25 protein-coding genes and 1 pseudogene are annotated in these 25,585 nt (G+C 60.6%); 14 read left to right on the top strand and 12 right to left on the bottom strand.

All coding sequences use genetic code 11. From position 1 onward, the window contains the following. Positions 1-23: 23 nt before the first annotated feature. Positions 24-1,772 carry a methyl-accepting chemotaxis protein gene (locus ACVJ19_RS02295; RefSeq protein WP_453947837.1) on the bottom strand — a complete coding sequence of 583 codons (1,749 nt, stop codon included), beginning with the start codon at positions 1,770-1,772 and terminating at the stop codon, positions 24-26. A 219-nt stretch (positions 1,773-1,991) separates the two neighbouring features. On the opposite strand from ACVJ19_RS02295, the gene ACVJ19_RS02290 reads away from it, so the two are divergent. The 7 genes and pseudogenes from ACVJ19_RS02290 to ACVJ19_RS02260 form a co-directional block, all read left to right on the top strand. Continuing rightward, positions 1,992-2,738: a YebC/PmpR family DNA-binding transcriptional regulator gene (locus ACVJ19_RS02290; protein WP_453947836.1), complete on the top strand. Its 747-nt coding sequence runs from the start codon at positions 1,992-1,994 to the stop codon at positions 2,736-2,738. Between the two features lie 243 nt (positions 2,739-2,981). Then, positions 2,982-3,509 (top strand): crossover junction endodeoxyribonuclease RuvC, encoded by a 528-nt coding sequence (gene ruvC / locus ACVJ19_RS02285; RefSeq protein ID WP_453947835.1) that lies wholly within the window; start codon positions 2,982-2,984, stop codon positions 3,507-3,509. Then, complete coding sequence (gene ruvA / locus ACVJ19_RS02280; RefSeq protein ID WP_212344874.1) at positions 3,506-4,123, top strand: Holliday junction branch migration protein RuvA; 618 nt, start codon at positions 3,506-3,508, stop codon at positions 4,121-4,123. The genes ruvC and ruvA overlap by 4 nt, the downstream gene beginning before the upstream one ends. 20 nt (positions 4,124-4,143) lie before the next feature. Continuing rightward, positions 4,144-5,175: a Holliday junction branch migration DNA helicase RuvB gene (gene ruvB / locus ACVJ19_RS02275; RefSeq protein WP_453955056.1), complete on the top strand. Its 1,032-nt coding sequence runs from the start codon at positions 4,144-4,146 to the stop codon at positions 5,173-5,175. Between the two features lie 93 nt (positions 5,176-5,268). Continuing rightward, complete coding sequence (locus ACVJ19_RS02270) at positions 5,269-6,138, top strand: DUF6869 domain-containing protein (RefSeq protein WP_453947833.1); 870 nt, start codon at positions 5,269-5,271, stop codon at positions 6,136-6,138. A gap of 104 nt (positions 6,139-6,242) precedes the next feature. Continuing rightward, entirely contained in the window at positions 6,243-7,163 is a 921-nt protein-coding gene (locus ACVJ19_RS02265; protein WP_453947832.1) for a metallophosphoesterase, read from the top strand. 202 nt (positions 7,164-7,365) lie between these two features. Then, positions 7,366-7,455: pseudogene (locus tag ACVJ19_RS02260) on the top strand (acyl-CoA thioester hydrolase); the annotation flags it as partial. Here the strand turns inward: ACVJ19_RS02260 and ACVJ19_RS02255 are convergent. From ACVJ19_RS02255 to ACVJ19_RS02225, 7 genes are all read right to left on the bottom strand, one after another. Continuing rightward, positions 7,428-9,131, bottom strand: a complete 1,704-nt coding sequence (locus ACVJ19_RS02255) for a recombinase family protein (protein WP_340672037.1) — start codon at positions 9,129-9,131, stop codon at positions 7,428-7,430. The pseudogene ACVJ19_RS02260 and the gene ACVJ19_RS02255 overlap by 28 nt on opposite strands. Positions 9,132-10,560: 1,429 nt before the next feature. Further along, the gene (locus ACVJ19_RS02250) at positions 10,561-10,875 is read right to left on the bottom strand and encodes a hypothetical protein (RefSeq protein WP_014498135.1); all 315 of its coding nucleotides are present in this window, start codon (positions 10,873-10,875) and stop codon (positions 10,561-10,563) included. Positions 10,876-10,888: 13 nt separating this feature from the next. After that, positions 10,889-11,302, bottom strand: coding sequence for a hypothetical protein (locus tag ACVJ19_RS02245; protein WP_014498134.1), 414 nt, complete (start codon positions 11,300-11,302; stop codon positions 10,889-10,891). A gap of 425 nt (positions 11,303-11,727) precedes the next feature. Beyond that, positions 11,728-12,837 (bottom strand): IS630 family transposase, encoded by a 1,110-nt coding sequence (locus ACVJ19_RS02240; protein WP_453947831.1) that lies wholly within the window; start codon positions 12,835-12,837, stop codon positions 11,728-11,730. A gap of 103 nt (positions 12,838-12,940) precedes the next feature. Beyond that, the gene (locus tag ACVJ19_RS02235) at positions 12,941-14,290 is read right to left on the bottom strand and encodes an IS701-like element ISBj6 family transposase (RefSeq protein ID WP_038951335.1); all 1,350 of its coding nucleotides are present in this window, start codon (positions 14,288-14,290) and stop codon (positions 12,941-12,943) included. A gap of 74 nt (positions 14,291-14,364) precedes the next feature. Beyond that, positions 14,365-15,125, bottom strand: a protein-coding gene (locus tag ACVJ19_RS02230; protein WP_110115815.1) for an IS5-like element ISBj2 family transposase whose coding sequence is annotated in 2 segments (ribosomal slippage) — positions 14,365-14,786 and positions 14,786-15,125 — 762 coding nt in all. Because the reading frame shifts where the segments join, the coding sequence is not laid out codon by codon here. A gap of 415 nt (positions 15,126-15,540) precedes the next feature. Next, the gene (locus ACVJ19_RS02225) at positions 15,541-15,744 is read right to left on the bottom strand and encodes a DUF6894 family protein (RefSeq protein WP_014498131.1); all 204 of its coding nucleotides are present in this window, start codon (positions 15,742-15,744) and stop codon (positions 15,541-15,543) included. Positions 15,745-16,219: 475 nt separating this feature from the next. On the opposite strand from ACVJ19_RS02225, the gene ACVJ19_RS02220 reads away from it, so the two are divergent. The 3 genes from ACVJ19_RS02220 to ACVJ19_RS02210 all read left to right on the top strand — a co-directional run bounded on the left by ACVJ19_RS02220 (position 16,220) and on the right by ACVJ19_RS02210 (position 17,486). Next, the gene (locus tag ACVJ19_RS02220; RefSeq protein ID WP_011084363.1) at positions 16,220-16,453 is read left to right on the top strand and encodes a hypothetical protein; all 234 of its coding nucleotides are present in this window, start codon (positions 16,220-16,222) and stop codon (positions 16,451-16,453) included. Positions 16,454-16,699: 246 nt separating this feature from the next. Beyond that, a complete protein-coding gene (locus ACVJ19_RS02215; protein ID WP_018646717.1) occupies positions 16,700-16,825 on the top strand; it encodes a hypothetical protein in 126 nt (41 codons plus the stop codon). A 64-nt stretch (positions 16,826-16,889) separates the two neighbouring features. Next, entirely contained in the window at positions 16,890-17,486 is a 597-nt protein-coding gene (locus tag ACVJ19_RS02210; protein ID WP_028170498.1) for a hypothetical protein, read from the top strand. 617 nt (positions 17,487-18,103) lie between these two features. Here ACVJ19_RS02210 and ACVJ19_RS02205 read toward each other — a convergent pair. Next, entirely contained in the window at positions 18,104-18,283 is a 180-nt protein-coding gene (locus ACVJ19_RS02205; protein WP_074077659.1) for a hypothetical protein, read from the bottom strand. Positions 18,284-20,127: 1,844 nt separating this feature from the next. Between ACVJ19_RS02205 and ACVJ19_RS02200 the strand changes: the two genes are divergently transcribed. Together ACVJ19_RS02200 and ACVJ19_RS02195 are read left to right on the top strand one after the other, a co-directional pair. Further along, complete coding sequence (locus ACVJ19_RS02200; RefSeq protein ID WP_011084366.1) at positions 20,128-20,289, top strand: Flp family type IVb pilin; 162 nt, start codon at positions 20,128-20,130, stop codon at positions 20,287-20,289. A gap of 135 nt (positions 20,290-20,424) precedes the next feature. Then, complete coding sequence (locus tag ACVJ19_RS02195) at positions 20,425-20,754, top strand: hypothetical protein (protein WP_453947830.1); 330 nt, start codon at positions 20,425-20,427, stop codon at positions 20,752-20,754. Between the two features lie 86 nt (positions 20,755-20,840). Here ACVJ19_RS02195 and ACVJ19_RS02190 read toward each other — a convergent pair whose 3' ends face one another. The 3 genes from ACVJ19_RS02190 to ACVJ19_RS02180 all read right to left on the bottom strand — a co-directional run bounded on the left by ACVJ19_RS02190 (position 20,841) and on the right by ACVJ19_RS02180 (position 24,406). Continuing rightward, on the bottom strand, positions 20,841-21,077 hold the full coding sequence (locus ACVJ19_RS02190; RefSeq protein ID WP_453947829.1) for a hypothetical protein: 237 nt from the start codon (positions 21,075-21,077) through the stop codon (positions 20,841-20,843). Positions 21,078-23,026: 1,949 nt separating this feature from the next. Continuing rightward, positions 23,027-23,347: a hypothetical protein gene (locus ACVJ19_RS02185; protein ID WP_342291661.1), complete on the bottom strand. Its 321-nt coding sequence runs from the start codon at positions 23,345-23,347 to the stop codon at positions 23,027-23,029. Between the two features lie 903 nt (positions 23,348-24,250). Further along, entirely contained in the window at positions 24,251-24,406 is a 156-nt protein-coding gene (locus ACVJ19_RS02180) for a hypothetical protein (RefSeq protein ID WP_340672019.1), read from the bottom strand. 188 nt (positions 24,407-24,594) lie between these two features. On the opposite strand from ACVJ19_RS02180, the gene ACVJ19_RS02175 reads away from it, so the two are divergent. Continuing rightward, positions 24,595-24,885: a hypothetical protein gene (locus tag ACVJ19_RS02175; RefSeq protein WP_340672018.1), complete on the top strand. Its 291-nt coding sequence runs from the start codon at positions 24,595-24,597 to the stop codon at positions 24,883-24,885. Positions 24,886-25,182: 297 nt separating this feature from the next. Then, positions 25,183-25,401: a hypothetical protein gene (locus ACVJ19_RS02170; RefSeq protein WP_340672017.1), complete on the top strand. Its 219-nt coding sequence runs from the start codon at positions 25,183-25,185 to the stop codon at positions 25,399-25,401. The last annotated feature ends 184 nt before the right edge of the window (positions 25,402-25,585 follow it).

Below are 25,585 nucleotides of genomic sequence, written 5' to 3'. Positions count from 1 at the left end.
CCAGGAGTGCACGAGAGCGGGCATTACAGCTTATATGCTGTGCGGAATCCGCCCCAGTGCCGGCCCTTGACGCGGATCGGCACGTCGATCTCGCGCATCATCACGGTGTTCCCGTTGCCCATGTCGCGCGCATAGCTCTGGATCAGGTACGAGCGCTGGTTGTGTGCGGCAGCGAGCCCCGCCGGATCGTTGAAGATGCGCCGGTTGCGGCTGTTGGCCGTGTTCCAGGCGACATCGCCCGGTCGCTGCGGATGCGAATAGATCTTGTTGTGCACCGGCAAAAGGCCGTTGCGGTCGACCATGGCGCAGAACGCCATGCGCGGGTCCTTGGCGAGGAAGGCTTCCTGGAACGGCGGCAACGCGCGGTCGGCCCAGTCGAGATACCGGGTACGGTATTGCTGCGGATTGCTGCCGGCAATCTCCACATAGTCGGTGTCGAAGAGGTCGTCGATCTTGACGTCGCCGCGCGCGACCGCCTGCTCGAAGATCGCGGTCAGCGCGGTGCCCGCTTCCATGGCGCGGGTGACGAACTCGGTGTTCTCCTCGTGGATCGACCAGAGCTTGTCCTCGATCTTCTCGTTGAGCTCGGCATTCGGGCTGACGAACTGCGCGCGGGCACCGGCCTTGGATTGCTCGACTACGCGCAGGCGGCAGGCGCCGACCTGTTCGAGGCTGCCTTCGATGATCGCCTGCGGCGCCAGCCGGCCCGCATCCGCGCCGCCGATCAGCACCCCCTCCATGGAGATTTCATAGACCGGCATCACGGCGCGCGCGCTCTCGAGCTTGAGATGGCAGGGCAGCCGCTCGGTCTTGCGGCGGTCGTCGTGCTCGCTCTGGCGCAGCAGCACCGCGCAGCGCGATTTCAGCTTCTGGGCGAAGGTGGTGACCGCCTTGCCGGCGCTGGCGACGCTCTCGCCATGGGTCTCGGCCGCCTTGGTCGCGGCATCGATCTCGGCCGCGCTCTCGCCGACCGAGATGATGAACTCCGAGGCGCTGGCGGCATTGCCGGAGACCTCGCTCGTGGTGGCGTTCTGCTCGGCCACCGCGCCGTTGACGGTCTCGAACACCGGGCGGATCGCCTCGATCGCCTGCGAGATGCGGTGCACGGCATCGGCCGAGCCCGCGGCATCGCGCTGCAGCGCGTCGATCTTTTTTGTGATCTCCTCCGTCGCGCCCTGGGTCTGCACCGCGAGCGCCTTCACTTCGGTCGCGACCACCGCAAATCCCTTGCCGGCGGCGCCTGCGCGCGCGGCCTCGATGGTCGAGTTGAGCGCGAGCAGCGTCGTCTGCCGCGCGATCTGTGCGATCAGATTGACAACGTTGCCGATCGCGGCGGAGGACTCCCGCAAGCGATCGACATTGGCGCGCGCTTCCTGCGCCGCGGCGCTGGCCTCGTCGGCGAGCTTGCCGGCCGCGCGGACCTGCGCGCCGATGCCTTGCGCGGACTGGGTGAACTTGTCGGCGGCATGGGCGAAGGTGGAGGCGGTCGATTGGGCGGCGTTGGTGCGGCCGGTCAGGGCGTCGGTGCGGTCGCGAATGGCGGCAAGCGTCGTGGCGGTCGCTTCCGCCCCGCCGGCCACCGAATTGGCGGCGCGCTCGAGCTGGCGGATCATGGCCCCGAGCTCGAGTTCCAGCAGTTCCAGGATTTCCCTGGCCGAATCGCCCTCATTGGCCGGGACGGGCTCGGAAATGGCCGCCGGCTGCGCAGCCTGCGGGGCGGCTGCCGGCGCAGCCATATCCGGCAGACGCTTCCGAAACAGTTCGAATGCCATGAGGTCTCTCTTGTCGGCGGGCGGGCGGACGCTATTTTCGCAGCCCGGAATGAAATCAGGGTTAACAATGCCCGACATCTGGGCACGGGCCGTTACGGTGGCTATCTTTACAGTGCTACCTTGAAGCCTCAGGGCCCCTTTGATTCCGGTGGGTTGGCGGCCTATAAGGCCGCGCTTCCCACGCTCACCTTTGGCTGACTATTCCTCAAGAGACCACGCATGGCCGGACATTCCCAATTCAAGAACATCATGCACCGCAAGGGGCGGCAGGATGCGCAGAAGTCGAAACTGTTCGGCAAGCTGGCGCGGGAAATCACCGTCGCCGCCAAGCTCGGCACGCCCGACCCCGCCATGAATCCGCGCCTGCGCGCCGCCGTGATCGCCGCGCGCCAGGAGAACATGCCGAAGGACAATATCGAGCGCGCCATCAAGAAGGCGCTCGGCAGCGACGGCGAGAACTATGACGAGATCCGCTACGAGGGCTATGGCCCCGGCGGCGTCGCCGTCATCGTCGAGGCGCTGACCGACAACCGCAACCGCGCCGCCTCCGACATCCGCTCCTTCTTCACCAAGTCGGGCGGAAATCTCGGCGAAACCGGCTCGGTCTCCTTCATGTTCGACCGCACCGGCATCATCGAATATGACCGCAGTGTCGCTTCCGATGACGCGGTGCTGGATGCCGCGATCGAGGCCGGCGCCGATGACGTGATCTCCGGCGAAGGCGGCCACGAGATCTACGCCTCGACCGAAAGCTATCGCGACGTCGCCAAGGCGCTGGAAGCCAAGTTCGGCGAGCCGCGCAAGGCCGCGCTGATCTGGAAGCCGCAGAACACGGTCGCGGTCGACGACGAAACCGGCGAGAAGCTGCTCAAGCTGATGGATCTGCTCAACGAGCACGACGACGTCCAGAACGTCTACGCCAATTTCGAGGTGTCGGACGCGCTTGTTGCGAAGATGGGCGGGTAGTAGGTCCGCTCGGGCGGTGTGCTCCCTCGCCCCGCTCTTGCGGGGAGAGGGTTGGGGTGAGGGGCTCTCTCCACGTACTCGGGGACAGTCGGATTCGCGGAGAGTCCCCCTCACCCGGAATTCGCGCTTTCAGCGCGTATTCCGGCCTCTCCCCGCAAGCGGGGAGAGGCGAAGAGCCACTTCCCCTGTTACTTTCGTTCTGTTTCTGTTTCGCTTCCAGCGGCCAGCCGCTATCACTGGCCCATGACTGCGCTCCCGATTCGTGGCCCCGTTCGCATCCTCGGCATCGACCCCGGCCTGCGCCGCACCGGCTGGGGCGTGATCGAGGCTGAGGGCAATCGCCTGATCTACGTCGCCTGCGGCTCGGTGGAACCGCCGGACGATCTGCCCTTGTCGAGCCGGCTGCTCGCGATCCATGAAGGGCTCGCGTCCGTCCTGTCCAATCACCAGCCGATGGAAGCCGCGGTCGAGCAGACGTTCGTCAACAAGGACGGCGTTGCGACGCTGAAGCTCGGCCAGGCCCGCGGCGTCGCCATGCTGGCGCCCGCAATGTTCGGCATCAGTGTCGCCGAATACGCGCCGAACCAGGTCAAGAAGACGGTGGTCGGCGCCGGCCACGCCGACAAGCAACAGATCGCGATGATGCTGAAGATATTGCTGCCGAAAGCCGAGCCGCCGTCCGCTGATGCTGCCGACGCACTCGCCATCGCCATCACCCACGCCCATCACCGCCAGAGCACGGCGCTCCGGCTGAAGGTGGCGGGACTATGATCGGCAAGCTCAAGGGCCTGATCGATACCTACGGCGAGGATTTCGTCATCCTCGACGTCGGCGGCGTCGGTTACCAGGTGCACTGCTCGTCGCGCACGCTGCAACATCTGCCTTCGCCCGGCGAAGCCGCCGTGCTGTCGATCGAGACTTACGTCCGCGAGGATCAAATAAAGCTGTTCGGCTTCCGTACCGACCAGGAGCGCGAATGGTTTCGCCTGCTGCAGACCGTGCAGGGCGTCGGTGCCAAGGTCGCGCTCGCCGTGCTCGGCACGCTACAGCCTTCCGATCTCGCCAATGCCATCGCGCTGCGCGACAAGGCCGCGGTGTCGCGGACGCCCGGCGTCGGCCCCAAGGTCGCCGAGCGCATCGTCACCGAATTGAAGGACAAGGCGCCGGCCTTCGCCAATGTCGATCCGGCCGTCGTGCATCTCGCCGGCGCCGTCGACGACCAGCGCGCGCCGCGCCCGGTGGCGGATGCGATCTCCGCGCTGGTCAATCTCGGTTATGGCCAGCCGCAGGCCGCCGCGGCGATTGCGTCGGCCTCGCGCAGCGCGGGTGAAGGCGCCGAGACGGCGCAGCTCATTCGCCTCGGCCTGAAGGAACTGGCGAAGTGAGCGATCCCAAGGCCAATCGCATGGTCTCGCCCGAGCGCCGCAGCGATGATGTCGGCGACACCGCGCTGCGCCCGCAATCGCTGTCCGATTTCGTCGGCCAGCAGCAGGCGCGCAAGAACCTCTCGATCTTCATCGAGGCGGCGCGCAAGCGCGGCGAGGCGCTGGATCATGTGCTGTTCGTAGGTCCCCCCGGCCTCGGCAAGACCACGCTGGCGCAGATCGTGGCCAAGGAGCTCGGCGTCGGCTTTCGTGCGACGTCGGGCCCGGTGATCGCCAAGGCCGGCGATCTCGCCGCGCTGCTCACCAATCTCGAAGAGCGCGACGTGCTTTTCATCGACGAGATCCATCGCCTGAGCCCGGCGGTCGAGGAAGTGCTCTATCCCGCGATGGAGGATTTTCAGCTCGACCTCATCATCGGCGAGGGCCCGGCGGCGCGCTCGGTGAAGATCGAGCTGTCGAAATTCACCCTCGTCGGCGCCACCACGCGCGCCGGCCTGCTCACCAACCCCTTGCGCGACCGCTTCGGCATTCCGGTCCGGCTCAATTTCTACACGATCGAGGAGCTCGAGAGCATCGTCAGCCGCGGCGCACGCGTGCTCAATGTCGGCATGAGCGCGGACGGCGCCAACGAGATCGCGCGCCGCGCCCGCGGTACGCCGCGTATCGCAGGGCGGCTGCTGCGTCGCGTGCGCGATTTTGCCTCGGCCGCCGATGCCGCCTCGATCGACCGCAAGATCGCCGATCATGCATTGAGCGCACTCGAGGTGGACGCCGCGGGCCTGGATGCCATGGACCGGCGCTATCTCTCGACCATCGCGCTCAACTATGGCGGCGGTCCCGTCGGCGTCGAGACGATGGCCGCGGCGCTGTCCGAGCCGCGCGATGCGATCGAGGACATCATCGAGCCCTATCTGATCCAGTGCGGCTATCTCCAGCGTACTCCGCGCGGCCGCCTGCTCACCTCGCACGCTTTCCGCCATCTCGGTCTCGCCGAGCCCAATCGCGATGCGGCACAGTTCGGCCTGTTCGGCACCGACGAAAGCGACGACTGATCGCCGCAGCCGATGAACCCGGCGGTTTCATTCCATCACTAATCCGAACGCGCGGCGAACGGGATCGCCGCGGATGGATTGGAGTGGGAAGGAATGGCGCCAGCGGACAATAGCGGATTGCTCGAGACCGTCGCGGCGGCGCCGCAACTGCGTACGCCCGACGAGACCGAGGCATTCCTCGATTCCCTGCCGCTCGGCGAACTGGCGTCGATGTGGTGTGCGCTTCAGCGCGTCAGCCGGCGCGACCAGGCCGGCAGCATCTGGGCCATCAAACTCTATTTCGACCATCTGCCGCATCGCCTGCCGCAGGCCGCGCTCGATCTCGTGCTGGAGGTGCTGAAGACGGAGGCCGACAAGTCTACGGTGATGCAGCTCAACGACAAGTTCCTGCTGGCGCTGCTCTATGCGCACGGCCCGGACGTGATCGCGCGGATCGAGCGCGAAGCCGCGCACAATGACCGGCTGCGCTGGCTGCTCGGCGGCGTGCATGGCGGTCCCGACGACCCCTTGATGCCCCGCATCGCGCGCATCGCCGACAGCGAGGCCTGGCAGGCCGATCATCTGGCGCAGCGCACGCCGCGCGAGCCACTCGATTGCGCCAGCATGTCGGTTTCCGAGCTCGCCCGCGCCTGGGTCGAGCAATATTCGAGGTCCGAGCGCGACCAGGATGGCAATCTGTTCACGATCATGGATTTCGAGCGCGACCTGCGCGAGGACGATCCCGATAGGATGATCGATCTGATCCTGGAGATCCTGAAGATCGAGTCCAATCCGGTGCTGCTGGCACTGCTGGCCGCGGGGCCTCTCGAGGACGTGATCAGCGCCGGCACGATCGACCGCATCGAGCGCGAGGCCAGGATCAACGAACGTTTTCGTGATCTGCTCGGCGGTGTCTGGTATTACCGGGCGTCCGACGAGCTGAAGACGCGGCTGGATGCGCTGGTCGGCGAGAGCCGCTGGTAGGTTTGTGCAGGCCTCTGCACGCAGATGCAGACGGTCTGCACGAGCCTACCCCAATTCCGCTCCAATCGGACCGCATCAAGAAGCTGCATCACCATCGGGCTTCCATGATCACACGGCGTCGTTTCATCCGGTCCATCGGGGCCTTGTCAGCCCTCGGCGTATCGAGCGCGGCCTACGGTGTCGGCGTCGAACCGATGCTGCGGCTCCGCGTCACCCGCTATCATCCGACCCCGCGGCAATGGCCGGCGGATTTTCCGCTGAAGATTGCCGCGATCGCCGACATCCATGCCTGCGATCCCTGGATGTCGCTGGAGCGCATAGAAGGCATCGTCGATCGCACCAACGCGCTCAAGCCCGACCTCATCGTGCTGCTCGGCGATTATGTCGCCGGCCTTCACCAGGTCACGCGCTTCATTCCGTCGAGCGAATGGGCGAGGGTGCTCGCCGGCCTGAAAGCGCCGCTCGGCGTTCACGCCGTCATGGGTAATCACGACTATTGGGTCGACAGGGCCGTGCAGCAGGCCGGGCAAGGACCGACGGTCGCGCACCGCGCGCTGGAGGCGGCCGGCATTCCCGTCTACGAGAACGACGCCGTGCGCCTCAGCAAGGACGGCCGCTCCTTCTGGCTCGCCGGGCTCGGCGATCAGCTCGCCTTCCTGCCGGCGCGGCGCTTCCGCAGCACGGGGCGCTTCGGCGCCGACGATCTCACGGCAACGCTCGCCAAGGTCACCGACGATGCGCCCGTCATCCTGCTCGCACACGAGCCCAACATCGCACCGCGCGTGCCCGCACGCGTCGCGCTGCAACTGTCCGGCCACACCCATGGCGGCCAGGTCCGCCTGCTCGGCTGGTCGCCGGCCGTTCCGAAGCAGCAGGGGCTGCGGCTCGCCTATGGTCACGTCAGGCTGAAATGCGACGTCATCATCTCCGGCGGGCTCGGCTGCAGCATCATGCCGGTCCGCGTCGGGGTGCCGCCGGAGATCGTCGAGGTGACGCTGGGGCGGGCCGCGCCGGTGGTGTCTTAGTATTGTTGTCTGTGATTGTGCGGCGGCGACCGAAGCGCTAGCATCGCACGATGGAGCGAACCTCCGAAAACATTGAGCAACTGCGCGCGCTTAGATCTGCCATTGATGAAGGAATGGCCGATGTAGCGGCGGATCGTGTTGTGCCCTGGAATCTGGAAGAGTTTCTCGATGAAGCTCGCAGACAGAGAAGCTCTAAGCCAAAATGACTGCCCATCTCGACGGCGAGATCCGCGACGGCCGCCACCACATGCAGGTCCGCGTCTACTACGAGGACACGGATTTCTCTGACTTGACGTTATCATAGTAGACGAACGCACTGATCTCTCTCGTCTTGCGTCGATTTTCGGGGAAAAGATTCATGCTAGAAAGGGAAGCGCTGTTCAGGTACGGAGTATATTCGTAGGGCATCCGCTTGCGAACCGGATGCACTACGATGCTGTCGATCAAGTTGCGAAAGGCGACGCGGGTTTCGATAGCCTTCGGATTAATCTTCAGCGCGGTGACCAGTCTCTTGGCCTCCGAATGATATCGGTCACCGAACTTTGGATGGTCGAACGGGATCACGTTTTCGCTGCCACTACCCAGCAGCCGCAAGCGCTCCTTAACGGTTTCCCGCTCCACATCGCACTCATCGATCCGCTTGAGCAACTCATCCGGCTTGCGACGGCTGTTTGCGATGGCATATGACAAGCGTTCGATCTCAGTGGTCAACGTACGGAGTCTACGCTCTAAATTTGCGTGTTCGCTGTTCTTTTTCCGATCGTTCTTACGCTCCTCCTTCCAAGCACGCATCGCCTCTTCAATCGCTTTGGGCGAAAGCAATTTTAATTCCATTTTGCTTGAGACATCCTCAAGTAGCACGTCCATGTCAAAGCTCCGGGTGTGCTCACACGTGCCTCGTTGATGCGCATTGGCGCATGCGGCGCGCGGAGCGCCATTCCTGGAGGATTGAGCGATTCGCATATTCCCGTTGCAGACACCACACCGGAGGACCCCAGCAAGTGGGTGCTCATTATTGCGCGGGATCACAGGACGGCGCCGCGGCTTGCCCGTCGGTCCGAACATATGGATGGCGCGGCCGCTGCGAACCTTCTGCGCCCTCTCCCAAAGCACTTGCGGAACAATCCGCAGCTCGGGCTTCTTGACAATGATGTGCCGGTCGTCCGGATTGCGGCGTTTCTGTTTCTTCTGCGTTTCCGGGTTCAGAATTGTTGATCGAACGTTCCAATGTATTTCGCCGATATACAGCTCGTTGCCGATAATGCCGCGACCGTGGCGACCGCCAGTTATGCACTGATGATTCCAGGTCGTGCGACCAGCCTTGTTCTTGTGACGGGTGGCGCCAGGCGAGGGCAAGCCTTGGCGCGTGAGATCGGCCGCAATATCTCGGGTTGAACGCCCCGATACATATTCGGTGAAGATGCGGACCACGATTTTCGCTTCGTTCTCATCGATCACGCGCTCACCGGGCGCGCCCGGCCTTGGCCGGTAACCGTAAGCGTATGAGCCAGGAATTCTTCCACTAGCGACAGCATTATCATGGCCACGCCGAACCTTGTCGGCGAGCTGCGGCTTATAAATCGTGTTGTAGAGACTTGCGATGCTGATGTCGGTGGCAGTCGCGTAAACGCCTTTCTGATCCATCAGCTCAACGCCATTGAACTCGAAAACTTGCTTGAGACGCTGGATGGTTGCGGGATCGCGCGACAGGCGATCGAAATGCTCAACGATCACAACATCAAAATCATGGTTTCGCACGCCATTGAGCAATTGCTGATAGCCATCCCTCGCATTTTCGGTTAGGCCAGACTTCGCGGCATCAGCAAATGCACCGATGACATCTAGGTCGTTGCGTGCCGCGATCTTCCGGCAGAGCAATAGCTGACCGTCAATCGAGGTCGCCTTTTGCATGTCGCTCGAATAGCGGGCGTATAACACGGCCCTCTTTTTTATTGGCCTCGTCATCATGCCCTTCCTCCTTTCGGCTGCTCCAAACCGTCGTTTTCGTCTCGCGCAATCTGCCGTCCGATGGCGCGCGCCAGCTCAAGCCAAACTTCCTCATTGTCAGGATTATCCCAACCCTGAGGGTGGGAAGGATCAAGCGGTCGGATGATCGCCTTCTGCCTCCGAGGCGATCGGATTCGAGTACGCATATGGACCGACCGGCAAACGTTAACGTAAATTGTCGCCCAGCGCGATAGCTGGGCTGTGATCACTTGCGGTGCCTGCTTCTGTTATTCGGAGCGTCGATCGCGCCGGCAGAGACCCCTCGCTGATTTCACAATTTTCGTCGGCGTGGTGTTCAGGTTCAGATCGTCCTTCAACCACATCTTTCGTCAGCCTTGGCCGTGCGCCGACAGAAATCACAGAAGGTCCACACTTGACGTTTGCCTCTGGAGTGCTCACGGAAGTCTCGATCTGAGTAATTGTGGGTCCAATCATGTTGACCGCTGCAGCGGTCAATGAAAATGAGAGTTTTCTGGTGTCGCGGTGCTCCACATCGGGCGTTAGCGCATTCCTGCGATAGCGGTCGTAGGCGAGAGAATTCTTGCCAAACAAGGCGGAGTAAAAAAACTTGCGCCTGACGGCGACGAAAGTCCGTGCCCGTGTCCATATTTAGCGGTGCAGTTATCCGCTCCGTCTGATGCCAGCGGTTGCCGCAGACGAGACGGCTTCATTGATCAGTGAAATCCGGCGGTCGGCCGACAAATCGTGGCGCACGACGCTAGATGCGGTTGTCCTGATCTGAGTATACGCACGGAGGAATTGCTGAGACGCCGCCTGTTTTAGCCACTACCTTCGTCGCTTGGGGAGATATGGAAGACCACAAGGGAGGCCTTCTTCGGCCGGTGCCGCAAAATGCGGTGGAGTCTGAAAAGACAATCTTTTTGCAGGAGCCCATCCAATCGCGAAAATTTTCCACGAACCGGCCTCGCAAGCGCTGATCTTCACCGTGGAAACGCGTCTGATGGGCCGATGCGGCGGCTTGTTGCTCCCGGTGGATTGCGTTGCTTCAATCCTTGTCGTCTCCGAGGAAGCGCAGGTCAGCAGATAATCGTTCGCCGCCTTCTGATCGTCGCCCGAACCAAGGAGCCGATTGGCCGCCGGCAGGGCACTCACAGCGGTGAGCGAGTAAGCAGTACCTGCTCTCCATTGTCCCCCCGCCCTCTATACAAGCCTTATTGCCGGCCTGGTCGGCGTGTTCTACTGGGGTCTTCCCGGACTCTGACACCATTGATTGGTGTGCTGTTCGCGGAAGTGGTGCGAGTCACTGTCTTCGTCGCCTCCGCAATCACGGGCGTCCTGACGCTGCGAGTTGAACCGACTAACGGGTAGTGTCTCAGTTCGAAATTTAGCGAGACTTTGTCGGGGGCGCGGATGAAAAAGAGGAACTTTCTCAGTGACCGTCAATCTCGCGCATGAGCAGGTAGCGCCGCAGCACTGCCGCCGCCTCCTGCTCTGAGACTCCGCTCGTTTGCTTGCTGGGCTGGCCGTCGATGATCGGCGAGTAGGCTGCCGCCTGCCGTATGACCGCGTGAAGGTGCCGCATCTCGTCATCGGTCATGCGCCGGTTGAAGTAGAAGCAAAGCGTCTTCTCGCTTTCGGCATCGCGGCCAGCGGCGGGGCAGCGCAGCGGCTCCTGTTTCGCGCCGCTGACAAGCCGCAGCGCGGGCCCGGGGTGCGGTGTTCCGGTCTTGGGGGTGTCGGACACGGGACGATCTCTCTCAACGTGTGGGTGAGGCTACGGGCGGAGTTTTGGGCAGGCGGCAGGCGCGCTTCTCCGCATCCACGGCGATCGCCGAGAGCGTTTCGTTCTGATCAATGAGAAGAGAGATCGCCTTCGTCGCCCAGTCCTCGTAGGTCAGGGTGCCGGTTTCCCACAAGAAGACAAGCGCGCGGGCGACCGCGTTATGGCGGGATAGTTCCTGCAGCTTGCAGAAAAGCTCGGCGTTCATTTGTACGGGCATGATCTTCTCTTCGTCAGTGTCGGGGTTTTCAGTCGACACTAGTCCAAGCAATGCCGGCTCGAGTCTGTCGGCGCGATCTTTCGTGATCTCACGTTCGGCACGCAACACGCGCTCACCGAGTTCGCCGAGGGCTTTTCGCTGCCTAGCGAGCTGCTTCTGCAGATACGCCATGCTGATCTATGCTCGCTCTGTTTTGTCATCGCGGGCGATCCTGCGTCAGTCGTCGGTGTGTGAGCCGAGTATGCGGAGCCGGAGCATCCCCTTCGTTTCTGCCATCGTTTCGGGGCATTTAACACCACAACCGGTTCCATAATCGGCGCCGATGGGCCACCTTTTGCCGTCTTTCTGCATGATCGGCGGAGGGTTAATAAACCCGGGTGGCGCTCACCCCTCATCTGGCGGTCCTTGCAGTTTTTCCAGTTGCGCCGGGTCCCAACGAAATCCCTTCAGGCGATAGGGCGGCGCGCGCGGGATTTCGGAGGCACAATGGTGGACCCAGTAGCTGCAACTCTCTGGTGCTTTTCGTGGTCTGTTTCAAAAACCGCTTGCATCTCGCGGGGCGTCCACAGATGGGTTCAGGGCCTAGTCACGTGAATCTAAAGTTCGCCACATAAAGTCTGCTGGGCTTTGTGGCAGAAGCGTTTGACGGAAGCCAAAATCTGGTCTGCGGACTTGGTCCATTTGAAGGGCTTCGGGTTTTGGTTGTGCAGGTCGATGAAGGTGCGGATGTCGGCCTCGAGCTGCCTGACGGAGGTGTGAACACCTCGCTGGATCTGCTTTCTGGTGAGTTCAGCGAACCAGCGCTCGACCTGATTGATCCATGAGGCGGAAGTCGGCGTGAAGTGGACATGATAGTGCGGCCGTCGGGCGAGCCACGCTTTGATCTGGGGGGTCTTGTGGGTGGCGTAGTTGTCCATGACGATATGGACATCGAGCCCCTCAGGGATTTGAGCGTCGATCTCTTTGAGGAACTTCAAGAACTCGACCGCCCGATGGCGCTTGTAGCATTTGCCAATGACAAACCCGGAAGCGATATCGAGCGCGGCAAAAAGTGTGGTCGTACCATGCCGCACGTAGCTGTGCGTGCGACGTTCCGGCACGCCAGGCATCATCGGCAAGACCGGTTGCTCGCGATCGAGTGCCTGAATCTGGCTCTTCTCATCGATGCTGAGGACAACGGCTCGGTTCGGTGGGGACAGGTAAAGCCCGACAATATCGCGCACTTTGTCGACGAACAGCGGATCGCTCGACAGCTTGAATGTCTGGCTGCGGTGCGGCTGCAAGCCGAACGCCGTCCACATTCGGCGGATCGTGGTGTGAGAAAAGCCAGTTTCCGCAGCCATCGAGCGGATCGACCAGTGCGTCGCGTCGGGCGGCGTTGTACGCAACGTCCGCTCGATTACCTCAGCAACCTGATCGTCGTTGATGGTGCGAGGGCGGCCAGGGCGGGCTTCGTCAAGCAGGCCATCACAGCGATCCTTCAAAAATCGGCGGCGCCACTTGCCAACGGTGTGTTCATGGAGGCCAAGTTCGGCAGCCACAGACTTGCTTGGCAAGCCATCTGCACACCGCAGGATCGCGCGGCACCGCTCAGATAGCGACCGGGCCACACGATGACGACGAACCTGCCTCTCCAAGTACGCCCGCTCCTGCGGACTCAGCACCAACGGCGCGATCGGCCGGCCTTTCCCACCTGCATTCGCCACAAGCGCTCTCCTCTCTCGAGATTCGAGCTATCAACTAATGTGACGAACTTGCGTTCCGGATGACTAGCACTACTTTGGCAGAATGTGTTTTGGCCGCTGTTTTTCAAGGATTTGCTTTCGGCAATATGGGCATTGCTGAGGCGGCGGCCGAAGGATGAGATCGACGATGGCATGGCGTACGGCGGGCATGGTTGGTTGAGGCGGAGGCCCGTTGATTCTTTTTTTTCCGCCCCGCGTATGCGAGGCGACGATGTTGCAGGAAGGCGTAGGCAATCATTGTCATAAGGGCGTGGCGATGAAGACCTTGCCATGATCGCCCTTCGAAGTGATCAAGTCCAAGCTCCTCCTTCAACTGTTGATGCGCCTGCTCACAAATCCACCGTGCCTTGATGGTGGCGGCCAGCGTGCGCAGATCCGTCGTCGCCGGAAGATTGGCGAGATAGTATTTGCTCTCCCCGGAGGCACGTTGCTCGCCAATGAGCCAGACTTCGTCGCCTGGGAGATGCTGCTGACCTTTATCCCATATCCGCTGCGGAGGGCCGTCGGCGGTGCGGACACGGAGGGCAGCAAATCGGGCTTTGAGCCGACCTTTCGTCCCGCTACGCCAACTCACGGTTTTCCATTTGGCGCTGGCCAGCATTTGTTCTGCCGCAATCGATAAGATATCGGGCACGTGGTGCTTTCGTGGTTTGCCACGGACTTTGGTGATCGGCCAAATGAGCTTCACATCGACGGGATACACTTTCTGGTGCCGAGGGATACCGACCGCCCAGGCCAGCCCGCGCTCTGTTAGCCCTTGTCGAAACGGTGCGCTGAGGCCGTATCCTGCATCCGCCAGCACACATCCAAAGCGCATGTTGGCTGCCATCGCGCGGTCAATCTCGGCCAAAGCGATCTCCGGCTTGGACCGTGGCGTTCGGTGTTCGATTGGCACGCGAGCGCGCTTCAAACGGGGCATGTCGCTTGTCCAGCTGTCAGGCAGAAAGAGACGTAACGCGACCATCACTGGCACTTCGCCGCGCGCAAGCGTTAAAGACACCAGCGTTTGGCAATTTGCAGTTTTACCGAGAGCCGATGCGTATTGCGCCGCAACACCGACCGATCGCTCACCCTTCTTCGGCAGTGAGGTGTCATCAATAACCAGCACCGCATCCCTGCCGCCGACGAGTCGGTCCGCCTGGTTGAGCAGCTCTGTCTCCAGCGGCGTCGCGTCCCAGACACCGTCGGCAATGAAATGGTGCAACTGGTCGTAGTTGCTCGTGACAAGGCGTTCCGCCATCGGCTGAACGCTCTTGCGATCGCCAGGACCGATCAATCCCGCAACATACAGAGGACACATCCGCTGCCGGGTCTTATGACCCAGCCGGTCCAAGAACGGCATCAGCCAGCGTTCGAGTTCGTCTTCCCATCCCGGCATGGTCAGCCCTCCAAGAGCCGACCACCCATGAATCATTGAAAAATTGATTCGGGAATCCTATAAAACGCGGCAAAATCAACAATCTGCCAAAGTAGTGCTAGGGTCCAGACTCAATTGAGCCAATATGCGACGAGAGCGGCGAGATGAACAGCGGCCAAAAAATTACGGGCGAGCTTGTCATATCGCGTGGCGATGCGCCGGAAGTCCTTGAGCCTGCAAAAGCAGCGTTCGATGACATTTCGTCCTTTGTAGGCGCGTTTGTTGAAGCGATGGATGACGACACGGTTAGATTTATTGGGGATTACGGGCTTGGCGCCACGACGAATGATTGCGCCGCGAAGCTTGTCGCCATCATACCCTTTGTCGGCGAGGAGCACGCTCATGGGTGGCGCGAGCGCCAGGACATCGGGAGCCGCAGCGATATCGGCATCCTGGCCTGGAGTCAGATGCAGGACGACCGGCCGGCAGAGCGGATCGCTCAGCGCATGGATTTTTGTCGTGCGGCCTCCGCGCGAGCGGCCGATTGCTTGATTGTGCTCCCCCCTTTTCCGCCGGAGGCACACCGGTGAGCTTTAATCGAGGTCGAGTCGAGCGACAGTACGACGCCGTCTTCGCCAGGCTTGGCCAGCGCTTCGAAGATTGCGCACCATCGTCCTCGCTTGGCCCAGCGATTGAAGCGATTGTAGATCGTCGTGTAAGGGCCGTATTCACGTGGACAATCACGCCATCGTGCACCCGATTGCAGCATGTGAATGATGCCGCTGACGATGCGTCGGTCGTCGTCCCGATCCGGCCCCGTCAGTCCCCTCGGCAGATGCGGTTCGATACGCGCCCATTGCCTGTCGTTCAGCCAAAACAAACCAGCGCGCATTCTCTCGCCCCCGAATCAACACGTAGGCAAGAGAATCACGTGGCGCTATTTAGGTACAGACCCTAGTTCTACTTGGTGGGAAACAGGCTCTCCACGATTCGAAAGTCAGAAAGTTATTCGTCACGCAATCGCGCGAGACATCGGCACGACCACGCCGTCCGCAGCGCGCTTGCCATCGGAGAACGCGGCCCAATCAGCCATCATCGTGCGCCGCTTCGACCGCGCCGATATAGGTCTTGATGGACATGGTGCAATCGGGGTTCTTCGAAATCGTGCCTGACGGTGGCGTTGCAGGCAAGTCTAACTAGGGAAAACGAGCCCTCCCTCAATCGGCTCGGTGGTCCCACAACTCGGGGCGGCTGCCCCGGCAGATGATACGTCAGTAGTGGCCGAGACGTCTGATTTGGAAGCGCTGTCACACGCCTACGTAATAGGCCTCACCTCGGTCCCTGCGTGTAACGACCACGCAGGTTGTACCCCGCAGCAGAGGTTGAGCACTCGCCAGATCTTTTGCTAAGCGTTCTGCCGCACGGAAGGCCTGCAGCTCGTCTTCGAATGCTAACCCGCCGGGGTCGTCGACATTCTGCTTGCCTGCCAGATTAAAGTAGAAACGGGCCATTCGTTCGCTCGCTTCGTTGCCCCACGGGAATAATGATAGTATTGGGCAATTAAGCAGAAGTTCTCTGATGTAGGGCCTCATGATGCCGAAATTCTGCGAATGATTGGCGAAATGCGAAGCGCTTTCGTGCGTGGGCTTTGGAACGGATTGAGCCCGCACGAATTGCTGCCGACGCCGAGAACGCCTCGTTCTATGGTCCAGAGATGCAGTGCTATTTGTTCTGCTCGGCTGCGCTGGCCGAAACCGCTGCAAAGCGGATGCTGCGTCCTATCGGCTGGCGAAGGCTGTCTGCCAAATCATCACCACGTTTCATGGCACAGAGCGAGATACGTTATCGATCGGATTCCACGGGGCGCGACAACACGGCCGGACCCAAGCTGATTGAGCAGAAAGACGGCGGATCACAACCATCAAACGCTGCTAAGCGTCATGGTTGCAATGCTAAAGTGCCTCGCCGACCGGCTGGGGGAACAACGTGGTTAAGGCAATTCGCAACACCGTCATGGCACTTACTTTTGTCGGCGTCGCCGGCAGCAACATGTTTTGGAATTTCATGAATGATTATATCGCCTGCGGCCTTGCGCTGGCGGCTTCAGTCACCGCCGGCTTTTGCGTTGAGCGCGTCTTCATCGAGCGGTCCCGTCGCGAGATGATCCGCCTCCACGGCGCGGACTGGCATTCGGCGGAGGACCGACAGCCCGGCGCATGAACGCCACTCCGCGCACGCTCGTCATCTTCATCATTGGATTCTTCGCATTCGATCCGAGGGGCCTGCCCTGATGACAAAGCCGTCCCAACCATTCCGGATCGCTCGCATCGAGCGGCTAGTGGAGCTGCTTGAGGCAGACTACAGAATGGCAGTTGATCCGAATACCAGTGAGAGCAACACGAAATCGGGGGCGTCCGATCCGGAGGTGCTTGATTGCCAAGTGCTACCCGGTCCTGATCCAGGAGGATGCGAGCAGGCGCCTTCGTTGCGAGCGAACCCTACGGCATGGAGGTCTCGACCAAGGCGGTCGGCACGCCCGAGGAAGCGATAACGATCTGGAACGGCGACCGCCACAAGCTGACCCCGACGTAATCGAGCTACGCACTGACCAAGGGGCCGCGCTTGGCTAGAGCTGGTTTGTGCAGCAGCGCCAGGAGTGGATTCGGAAACCTTGCGCGTGTTCGGCTTCATCAACCGCGAGCACAAAGTCAAAATCTCGACGCCGCAGGGCTCGAGCGACGTGCAGTTGTTTCAGCGGCGGCGTTCGGGCGTGATATATTTCAGCGCTTCCGCCAAGCGCTACCAGCCGGTGATCGAGATTGCCTCCGGCATCGAGCCGGTGCAGCTGAGAAGGAGAGGCGACCGTCAAGGCGCCGCGTTCGTCGAGACAGTTGGCCGTCAGGTCGATGTGGACGGACTGCAAGTGATCCTTGGTCTTGGGCATGAGGAGCAGGCGGTATTGTTCAAAGGTGATAAGCGCTTCCTCCTTGGGCCACGTGACCTGGTTATCCACGCCGATCTGGAGAGGTGGGAGCCGTTGCGGGACGCAGAGTGTTTCCGGCAACACTCCTGCTCGGCTTCCTCGGGGGCGTACTCTGAGGCGTCGCCGTCAAGCAGCGCGAAAAAGCGCGCGGGCAGCTCACATTTCCCGAGCCAGCCGGCGAAAGTACTCTTGAGTAAACGACATTTCGCCCAATGCCGGCCCGCCCATCCGGTTGCGGTCAGGATCGAAATCCACTTCGCGCCCCATTGAGAGGAGCGAGACAGCTTCCCTTGGTACAAAATAGGCGCGCCGCTTTTCTCCGTTGCGCTGGTAGACTAGGCCTGCACCAATGGGCCTCACAACTCGCCGGCGCGGCGACGGCACTGCTTGCTGGCGTTGCCGTCGCAAATGCGAGCCACTGCTCTCGCAAGAATGTGCTCGGCACGTCGCGCGTGATCGCTGTCGATGCGAAGGAATATCCACGCGTCGGGCGAAGAGCGTTTCCCAGACGTTGCGCTTGGCCGACCGTGAAGTTGTGCTCACTTTCGAGACGGGCCCAGGCCGCCGAACACACAGAGGGTGCTCGTCGCCGGTTGGATGCACGCCGGCGTTCATTCGGCCCATATGCTTCTGCGATGGATCTTCGCAATCGTCTCCACCACCAGCATCCCAACCTCCCCGCGGCGCCTCAAGGCCGCGCGATACGCCAAGCTCGATGCCGGTCTGAACCCTCAAAGTTCCGGCTGTAAAATAGGAGCCTCGCCCCTATGGAGATAGGGGCGAGGCTGCTCCCTGCCCCCGGCGGGAGCCGCGCTGCAAAGAACAGCGCGCTACGGCGCAACGTTCGTTTCCCTCCGGGGCTGGTCGTTCGGTGGGCCGACAGAGACTCAGGCGCGTTCCGATTTTCGGTCCTCGGCGGCTCTTACGACGTTGCGCAACGCAATTTCAGAAAGGCGAATAACCAGCTGTTTGAGACGAGCAATCTGTTGCTTGCAGTGCTCCAGCTCGAGCTGTTCGTCCGTCATCACCGATACTTCATGGCGATTTCCGTTGTCGTCATGATTCATATCGAACCTTTTCCGAGCAAGTGAGTACGAACGAAGAGTTTCCCTGTGCTCGCCAACCATTAATAGCCAAATCAGGGCGGTGGCGACAAACACAGCACGGGACGTACGAACGATCCCGTTACTCGCCCGAGCGTGTTGCTTCGGCCACAGATTTGAACGTTATGTACAAAATATCGTCCGCTCGGCTATGACTCTCGTGCTTTACGCAGCGGTCGCATCGCATTCTCCCCCATTAGAAGCTCGGAATCCCGCCCTTGGCCCTTTTCAGGATATTGAATGAGACCTATTGCAAAATGCCTCGACACCGGAAATCTACTTTAACGCTGTACTGCGCCGAATTCGCATGCGGGATGCTAAGGCCTCTATCGCTTTGGTGCTTCCATCTCGGAGGGGGCGGACACTTCCAAGCCCGGCGCAGCAGAACCTTGAAAACGTATTGATCAAATCTAGAACCTTATTGGGCGTCAGTTGCGATCGCAAACGCGACCGTCATTAACGAGAGGTGTGTGGGGTGTGCATCGAGATTGTTTGTTCCTGAATAGTGGCGAAGCTCCGCTTGACGATTATTCTCGAGCTTTCGAGCGAGCAGTACCTAATTATTCTAACACTGTGAGCGCGCTCGCCGAGCTGCGCTCGATTGAAACCCGGAGGCGCCATTCAACCCAGCCCAGCGCTTAAGTATTCATTACATTGGCCTCGGATTCTTGCGCTTGCAGCTAGCTTGATCAGTGGGTCGGCATAGTTTGCTGATCGGGAGGCTTGTTTGACATTCGGCAGTTGGCGCGAGTGGCAGCGGGGCAAACGGTCGACTGTCAGGCAACATCGGCAACCGTTCAGACGGGCGCCTTCCTGCCGATAACAGAGACGCAACTGCGCAGCAGGCCGAAACCACAAAAATGGTCGATCGCTTAGCCCTTCTCGCGACGGTACTGATCACTCCATCAAAGCTGGTCTCGATCTGTAAAGACGGAGTGGCAGATTGGGGAAGCACTTGTCGGATCGATGTAGCCAAGCTGAGAAACGTTGTCGCGATTGCGGAAGCTGGCGATAAGAGAAGTTCACTTCCTCGATGAAGTCGACGCTTCGGCGACCAACATGTGCCATCATAAAGCGGATCGCCGGCCGGTTTGACCACCTGCAATCTGCTACGGGCCTGTTCGGCTGCCTATTGCAATTATCGCCTGATCCGGTCGTCCGGCCATGAATGCACGGTGGCGGCGTCTCTGATCCTAAGGAAGCCTAGCGATCTGGTGAAGACGAACCGCCGGGACGCTGTTTCTCGCCCGAGTGCTACTCGCCGGCGAGGAAGCGTCCGGTCCCTGCACGTCGCGCAGCTCTGACAAGATTTCCCCAGCTTTCCACGGCAGCAGTTCAACGAGGACGGTTGATCGAGTGTTCCGTCAACCATGCGGGGGTGACGGGTCATGCAGGTAGGCGGAGCCCAAACTCCCTAGCGTGCAGGTTTATGGCCACTGCCGAACTATCCCGAACCGTTCTCCAGGAGATATTGTGAGAGCACACGATGATCCCGATACTCTGCGGGAAATCCTTAGAAGGCCAGCAGGGGGCCTATCCTCGACCGGGCATCCGACCGCGCGGCCGTGTTCGGCGCGATACTCCTCGGGCGAGATGTCGATCGCCAACGCCGAGATCGCCACCTGCACCCGCCTGAGACTAGTAACTGGACGACGAGAGGTTCACCGCGACTTTGCAAAGTGTGCGCGTATTTGTACGTTCCGTACAAAGTTTTGGCGCCACACCAAACGGATTCTCGAATGAGATTCTGCCGGCTTTAACAAATTGCCGGTAAATCCCGAGCGTTAGATCTTAGAAGGGCACGCACCGTGAAAACGCTAGTACACTTTTTACGCGATGAGTCCGGGGCTACTGCCATAGAATATGGGCTGATAGCGGCGGGTATTTCGCTTGCAATCATCGCGGTCGTGAATGGGCTAGGCACTAAACTCAATACGAAATTCGCTTCGATCAGCAGCTCTCTGAAATAATCAAAAGCCGCCTCCCTTGGCGACCTCTTTTCTCCACCGCATGTGCAAGAACAGCTCTAGTCAGAGGCGAGCTAGTTCTCTGAATTCGGCGGAACTTGAGAATTGGTGCGGCGAGGGGGTGAACGGATCGTCTCGATGCTGCTGCTCGGAAATTCTTGTTTTATCGGAACGCATTCGGCACCGAGCAAGAACGTAGGATTGGTTGTTTCGTTGGTTGACGAAAGACGAGGCGCGAACGGGCGGGCCAAGCCCTCCTTGAAAATACTGGTGGGCCCGGCAGAAGTCCCACCCTTCAACGAAATCAATCATTTAATTTTGTCTCGGCGCCACAACGGACCGCAGATGGACCAAAGGTTTTTAACGGAGTGTCTAGCCATGTCGCGCCTGTGCGCTGGCGCGGCCCGCCCGGTGGCCGGGCCCTGCGCCCTTGGCGCGCTGTGCGGCCTTCCTGCGGCCTTGGCCTGACGCCTTGCGCCGCCGCTCCCGCTGCCCATCCGCGTTTCAGCGGCCGTCGCCCGCGCATTGTGAGGGGGCGCAGGATGACTTCTGCCTCACGATTGATGCGGCGCGCACGCCTGATGGCGTCTCGCCGAAGCGTCGGCGGAACGAGCGATTGAAATGAGAACATCACCAAAGCCGACTGCAAACGCGATATCGATGATGGCCAAATGCAGATGGTGCGGGTCAGTCAACATCGCGAAGGCACGCTCAAGCCGACACCCTGCAAGGTGCTCGGTGAAGGACTTTCCCGTCCCTTCGAGCAATTTTTGCGCGTATCGCCGCGACATACCGAGCGCTCCAGCAACATTGTCCAGATCGAAGTTGGGATCGCCGAAGCGTTGCGCGACCTCCGCCAGGATCGCCTGCTGCTTGGCTGCCGGGCAGCCGGCACGGTCACGAATTTGACGCTGGCGCCACGCGGCCCAAATACTCGCAGCAGCCTTCCCCGGTCAACCAAACAAGCGGCGCCGACATCATAGACATGTTCCTGGCCAGCATTTGCAAATTGGACCGGGCCAGCTTCGACGATGTTCAGTCCGAATTGGTCACGGCTATCCTTGAGGTGGCGTTTGTGACGGATAAACTCCACCGGCGTGGTGACAATGCTACAAACGCCAACCGGGCCGAGCGGCAAGTAGGTGACATTGATACGTGGTCGGCCACCGCTGTGATCTATCACGTCCAAGGCGAGGTTCAGCCGCGCAAACTCTTCACGGAACGTGGAGAACCGTGTGCGCTCCGGCAGCATCTCAGTCGACCATCGCACAAGGGGAAATGACGTTGGCATGCCGGCCTTCCGTTTCGGTGCCCAACCACACAAGAACGACTGAGCCGCCCGAAAGAAATCTGTAAATTCCTCGAATGACGCTAAGACGTCTCAATAGACTATATCGGACCGCGCTTGGGTGCGGGTGTGAGGTGGATTACAGGGTAGGACTTCAAGAAAATGACGAGGAATTTCCCGTCAGGCTTTCGATGCTGACACGGTTCGCATCGAGATTGCAATGATGCGCGAAATGCCGGAAGGGCACGAAGAATTTGCGTGTGCAATTTTCAGGATGCGCATGTGTAATCCACGGCCGATACGACTGTCGTCACTCCTCAAAAGGTGGAGAGAACACCGCGCCTAAAGGCCGCCAACCGAGACAGCTTTACTCACTCTTAAATTCTGTGATCTTTCGATCCTCAAACCATAGCTCTACGTCGTAGCCGTCAGCCAAGCATCTGGCGCGCTTCTTGGCTTCGGTTTCGTCCTCGCACATTAGAACGATGCGAAGCGCGATATGCCCGTCGAGGTCCATGATATGTGCGCGGTACTCTTGCATCTGCTCCCTACGCGCTCGGTCGGCCTGAGACGACCTTATTGCTCAGGGGGTTGCAGACCCGGCGACGTCAGCCATTTGTCTAGATTAGAAGCGGTTTCAAGCTGGCGCAGTTTGCGTTCTAGAAGATCACGTTGCGGTCCCGGCTGCGTGTTTTCCAGCTCCGCTATGATGCGGGCTCGTTCCGCATTCAGGTTGTTGTTAATGTGGGATTGCGGGTGTCGTCCCATGGCACTCTCCTTTCCCTGCGTGAATTGGGAGGGAGCGCAACCGGCGTTCTCGTCACCGATCCAAAGCACGGTGATAGAACCAATGTGCACCCGGAACCGGAGCGACGCCAGAACAAAAGTTGACCCAGCAAACGTCTACGGGGGGTCAAAACGCGACTTGCGTTCTGGGTCGGCTCTCGGGCCGGACCGAACGGCCTTCCCTGCCGTTTGATGCCCCCGGCCGGTACGCTTCCTTCTCGTAGGGGGCACCGCCGGTCGATGGGGGGATCGGCTTCGCCCGCCGCCCTCAGGATGACGGCAAGGTCGGCATCCGCAAACATCAAACGAGCCGGATCGAACGGCGGGGCGAGCGGCGGATTTTTTAGCCGCCGCCGAAGCCAAGCCCACAGCTCCATGGGATAACCTGATTTGAGAATATGGGGACGCGGTACGCACTAAATTTTTGTACCGGGTGTGTGAACTGGTTCACATTGGCCCACCCTCATCAAGCACAGGGTGACGCTGGAGGACGAAGCTATGTCCAGCATCCCTGAGTGGCTCACGGTCGACCTGGTGATCATCGGCTTTTCGATTGCGATCATCGGGACCGTAGTCTGGATTGTTCCCTGACGTAGCTCAGTTTCGCAGCCTGGCATCCTTGGGCGCAGCGAGCTGAACACGGGCGGAAGCGATTGCCTGCGGGTTCTAGCCGCCATCGGCCCCGTCCCTGTCCGGCCCGGCGGCAGCTTCGCCGCCCGGTGCATTGCCCGCCGTCCTCAGAAGGTGGGCAATATCGGCATCCGAAATCGTGGAGCGAGCCGGATCAATCGCGACCAGCGGCGGCTCTCGGAGCCGACGCCAGAGCCAAGCGCGCAGCTCCAGCTTGTCGAGCCGTACCGCCGCCGCAACGAACGCCTCGAAGAACCGCTGGCGCTGCGCTGCGTCGAGCCGCGCCCAGCCTTCCAACGTTGCCTCAGCCAGATCAGTGCGCCGCATCTCCGTAAACCTCAAAATCGAATTCAGCATACGAAACCCGAAAAATGGAAACTGTAAATATGCTGAAGTGGCGCGGTCGCGCGGTCCCCGCGTTTAGCCCTGGCCCCCGAGGGACCCGAAAAGCGAATAGGATGGCGCGTGGTGCGCGTCAGAGCGCTGCGCGCTGCGCGCTTCGCATCAGGCCCGCTGCACTTAACCTCTCCCTGCCTTTCCTGAGCGCGACGGCGACGACGATGGTCTCGCCCGCGACCTTGGCCATTGCGCTGATGTGATCGTCAAGCGTGATCGAGACATCAGTCTTTGCTCATCTAAATCGAATCGCCCGCTGTGCAGGTAAGGGTTGGGCTTCCGCCTGGTTGGACGTCCACATTCGAGTAAGCTCGCGTCCTCAGTTGCATTGGGACGCCAGGCAACAGCGAACCGGACACAATGCCTTATCGGCGTCACGTTCAATCGGGCATCCTTTCGCACCGCCCCGGCCTCAATCGCCGACGGCGCAACCGTCGGCACCGGTCGAAACTCCCTTGACTTCGTGCCATTGGCGGTCCCGGCGGATGATCTTGGTTAGGCGCCCGTTCGCTCGTTCAAAATGCTGCTGATCGTGCGACGAGCCGCGACCTCTTCGCTCTACGCCGCAGCCCGGGACCCTGTTCGTTGAGATCAAAATTTAGATCAAAAATCCCATTCACGTCCAAGCGCGCGGCGACGATCAACTCTAAGGGCCGCGAGTAATAGCGACCGTGCCATTGTCCACGCCGATATCTCCGCGGAGACAGGGAACGGCCGGATTTGTGATTTCGTATTCTGGCCTTTCCGCCTTGCAGCGGCCGCGCCCGGGTCGAGCTTGAGGGGAGGGCGGTAACCTCCTGGAGAGCGGGAGGAAACGAATTGGATATGCAAGCAACACACCGACTTTGCTTTGTTGGGTTTTCCTCAGCGTCGTTTTTTATTGTTGGCGTTGGCATCGTCCTGCCGGCGTGGATTGGCTTCCACGCCGGCGGATCCAGTCTGGTTGGCCTTGTGCTGCTGACCTCGAGCGTCGCTGGATTGTTTCTGGCGCCCCTCAGCGGGTACATCGTCGACCGACATAGTTGGCTCACAGTCAGCGCGACGGGGCAAGCAATCAGGGCCTGCGGCCTTTTTGTGTTGGCCCTCGTGCAGCTCCTCCCGAGGACCTCTCGCGACCACTCCTTCGGCCATTCTCGGCGCGTTCGGTTAGCGCTGCTGGCCGGCGCGATGAGTGGTTGCTCCAGTCAATCGTTCCCGAGACCGAGCGCATGGCATTCAACATCCGCCTCTCCTTCTTCAATCAGGCCGGTCTTGCCCTCGGGACAGGTATGGCGGGCTATGCCATCGATCGTCTCGGCGGCGCTACCACAGCCGGCCTATCGGCCGGTATGGCTGTGGCCATTCTGCCTTTGCTCGGGAGGCTGACGGGAACCGAAAGCGGTCGCAGTTCGATAAAGGGCCTTACTCCGCTCTCCGCTTCGCGTGAAGCGTTCTGCTATCTTCTGAACGAACCGCAAAGCCTGTCCGCCGCGGTCACGGTGGGACTGGCCTTGCGGTGATCCAGATTACAAACCTATTGTTGCCTGATTTCGCTATTCATTCGCTTGGCGGCGGGAGCGATCTCTTCGGCATGCTCGAGATGACCGCCGCGATCGCCGGCATGGCCGCTCTTGCTCTTGCCGGGATACCTGCGCTTCGCCAGGAAACTGGCCCGAGCAACCGCCGCGGTTCTTGCAGGGGCCGCGGCCTCATTGGTTGTGCTGTCTTTTGTGACCAGCCCGCTGATGGCGATCGCGCTCTATGCTATAGCTGGAATGCTGTGAAGCCTGTCACGGGCCGCGGCCAACGGACATCTTTTGACCGTTGTGGATTCGGCCCTGATTGGGCGCGTCCAGGCCTTCACGACCCTGCTGACGGGCGGGCTCGGTGCGCTGATCTTCCTCCTTCCGACCCTATTTCCAAACGCAATTGAGGCCGCGCTTTATATGGCATCCGGAGTGACGATCCTCATCACTATCGCGCTCGTCGGTCTATGGACCCGCAGCCTGAGATACGCGGGCTCTCTGAAGAGCTGAACATTCAGAGTGGCTCATATTGACGCGTCTCTGCCGAACCGCTTCTGGCGGTCAAAAAGAGGCAAGACATGTATTCTCGCATCCTCGTTCAGGTACGGACTATCTCATCGAAATCCACAAACTGCGATGACTGATCCCCGTACTTAGGCAGATGGCTCCAGCGTCCCATCATTGCCAACCACCC

This window comes from Bradyrhizobium sp. USDA 376 (assembly GCF_054063675.1).
Note: the sequence above shows the minus strand (reverse complement) of the source record. Positions and strands in the feature narration are given on the sequence as shown.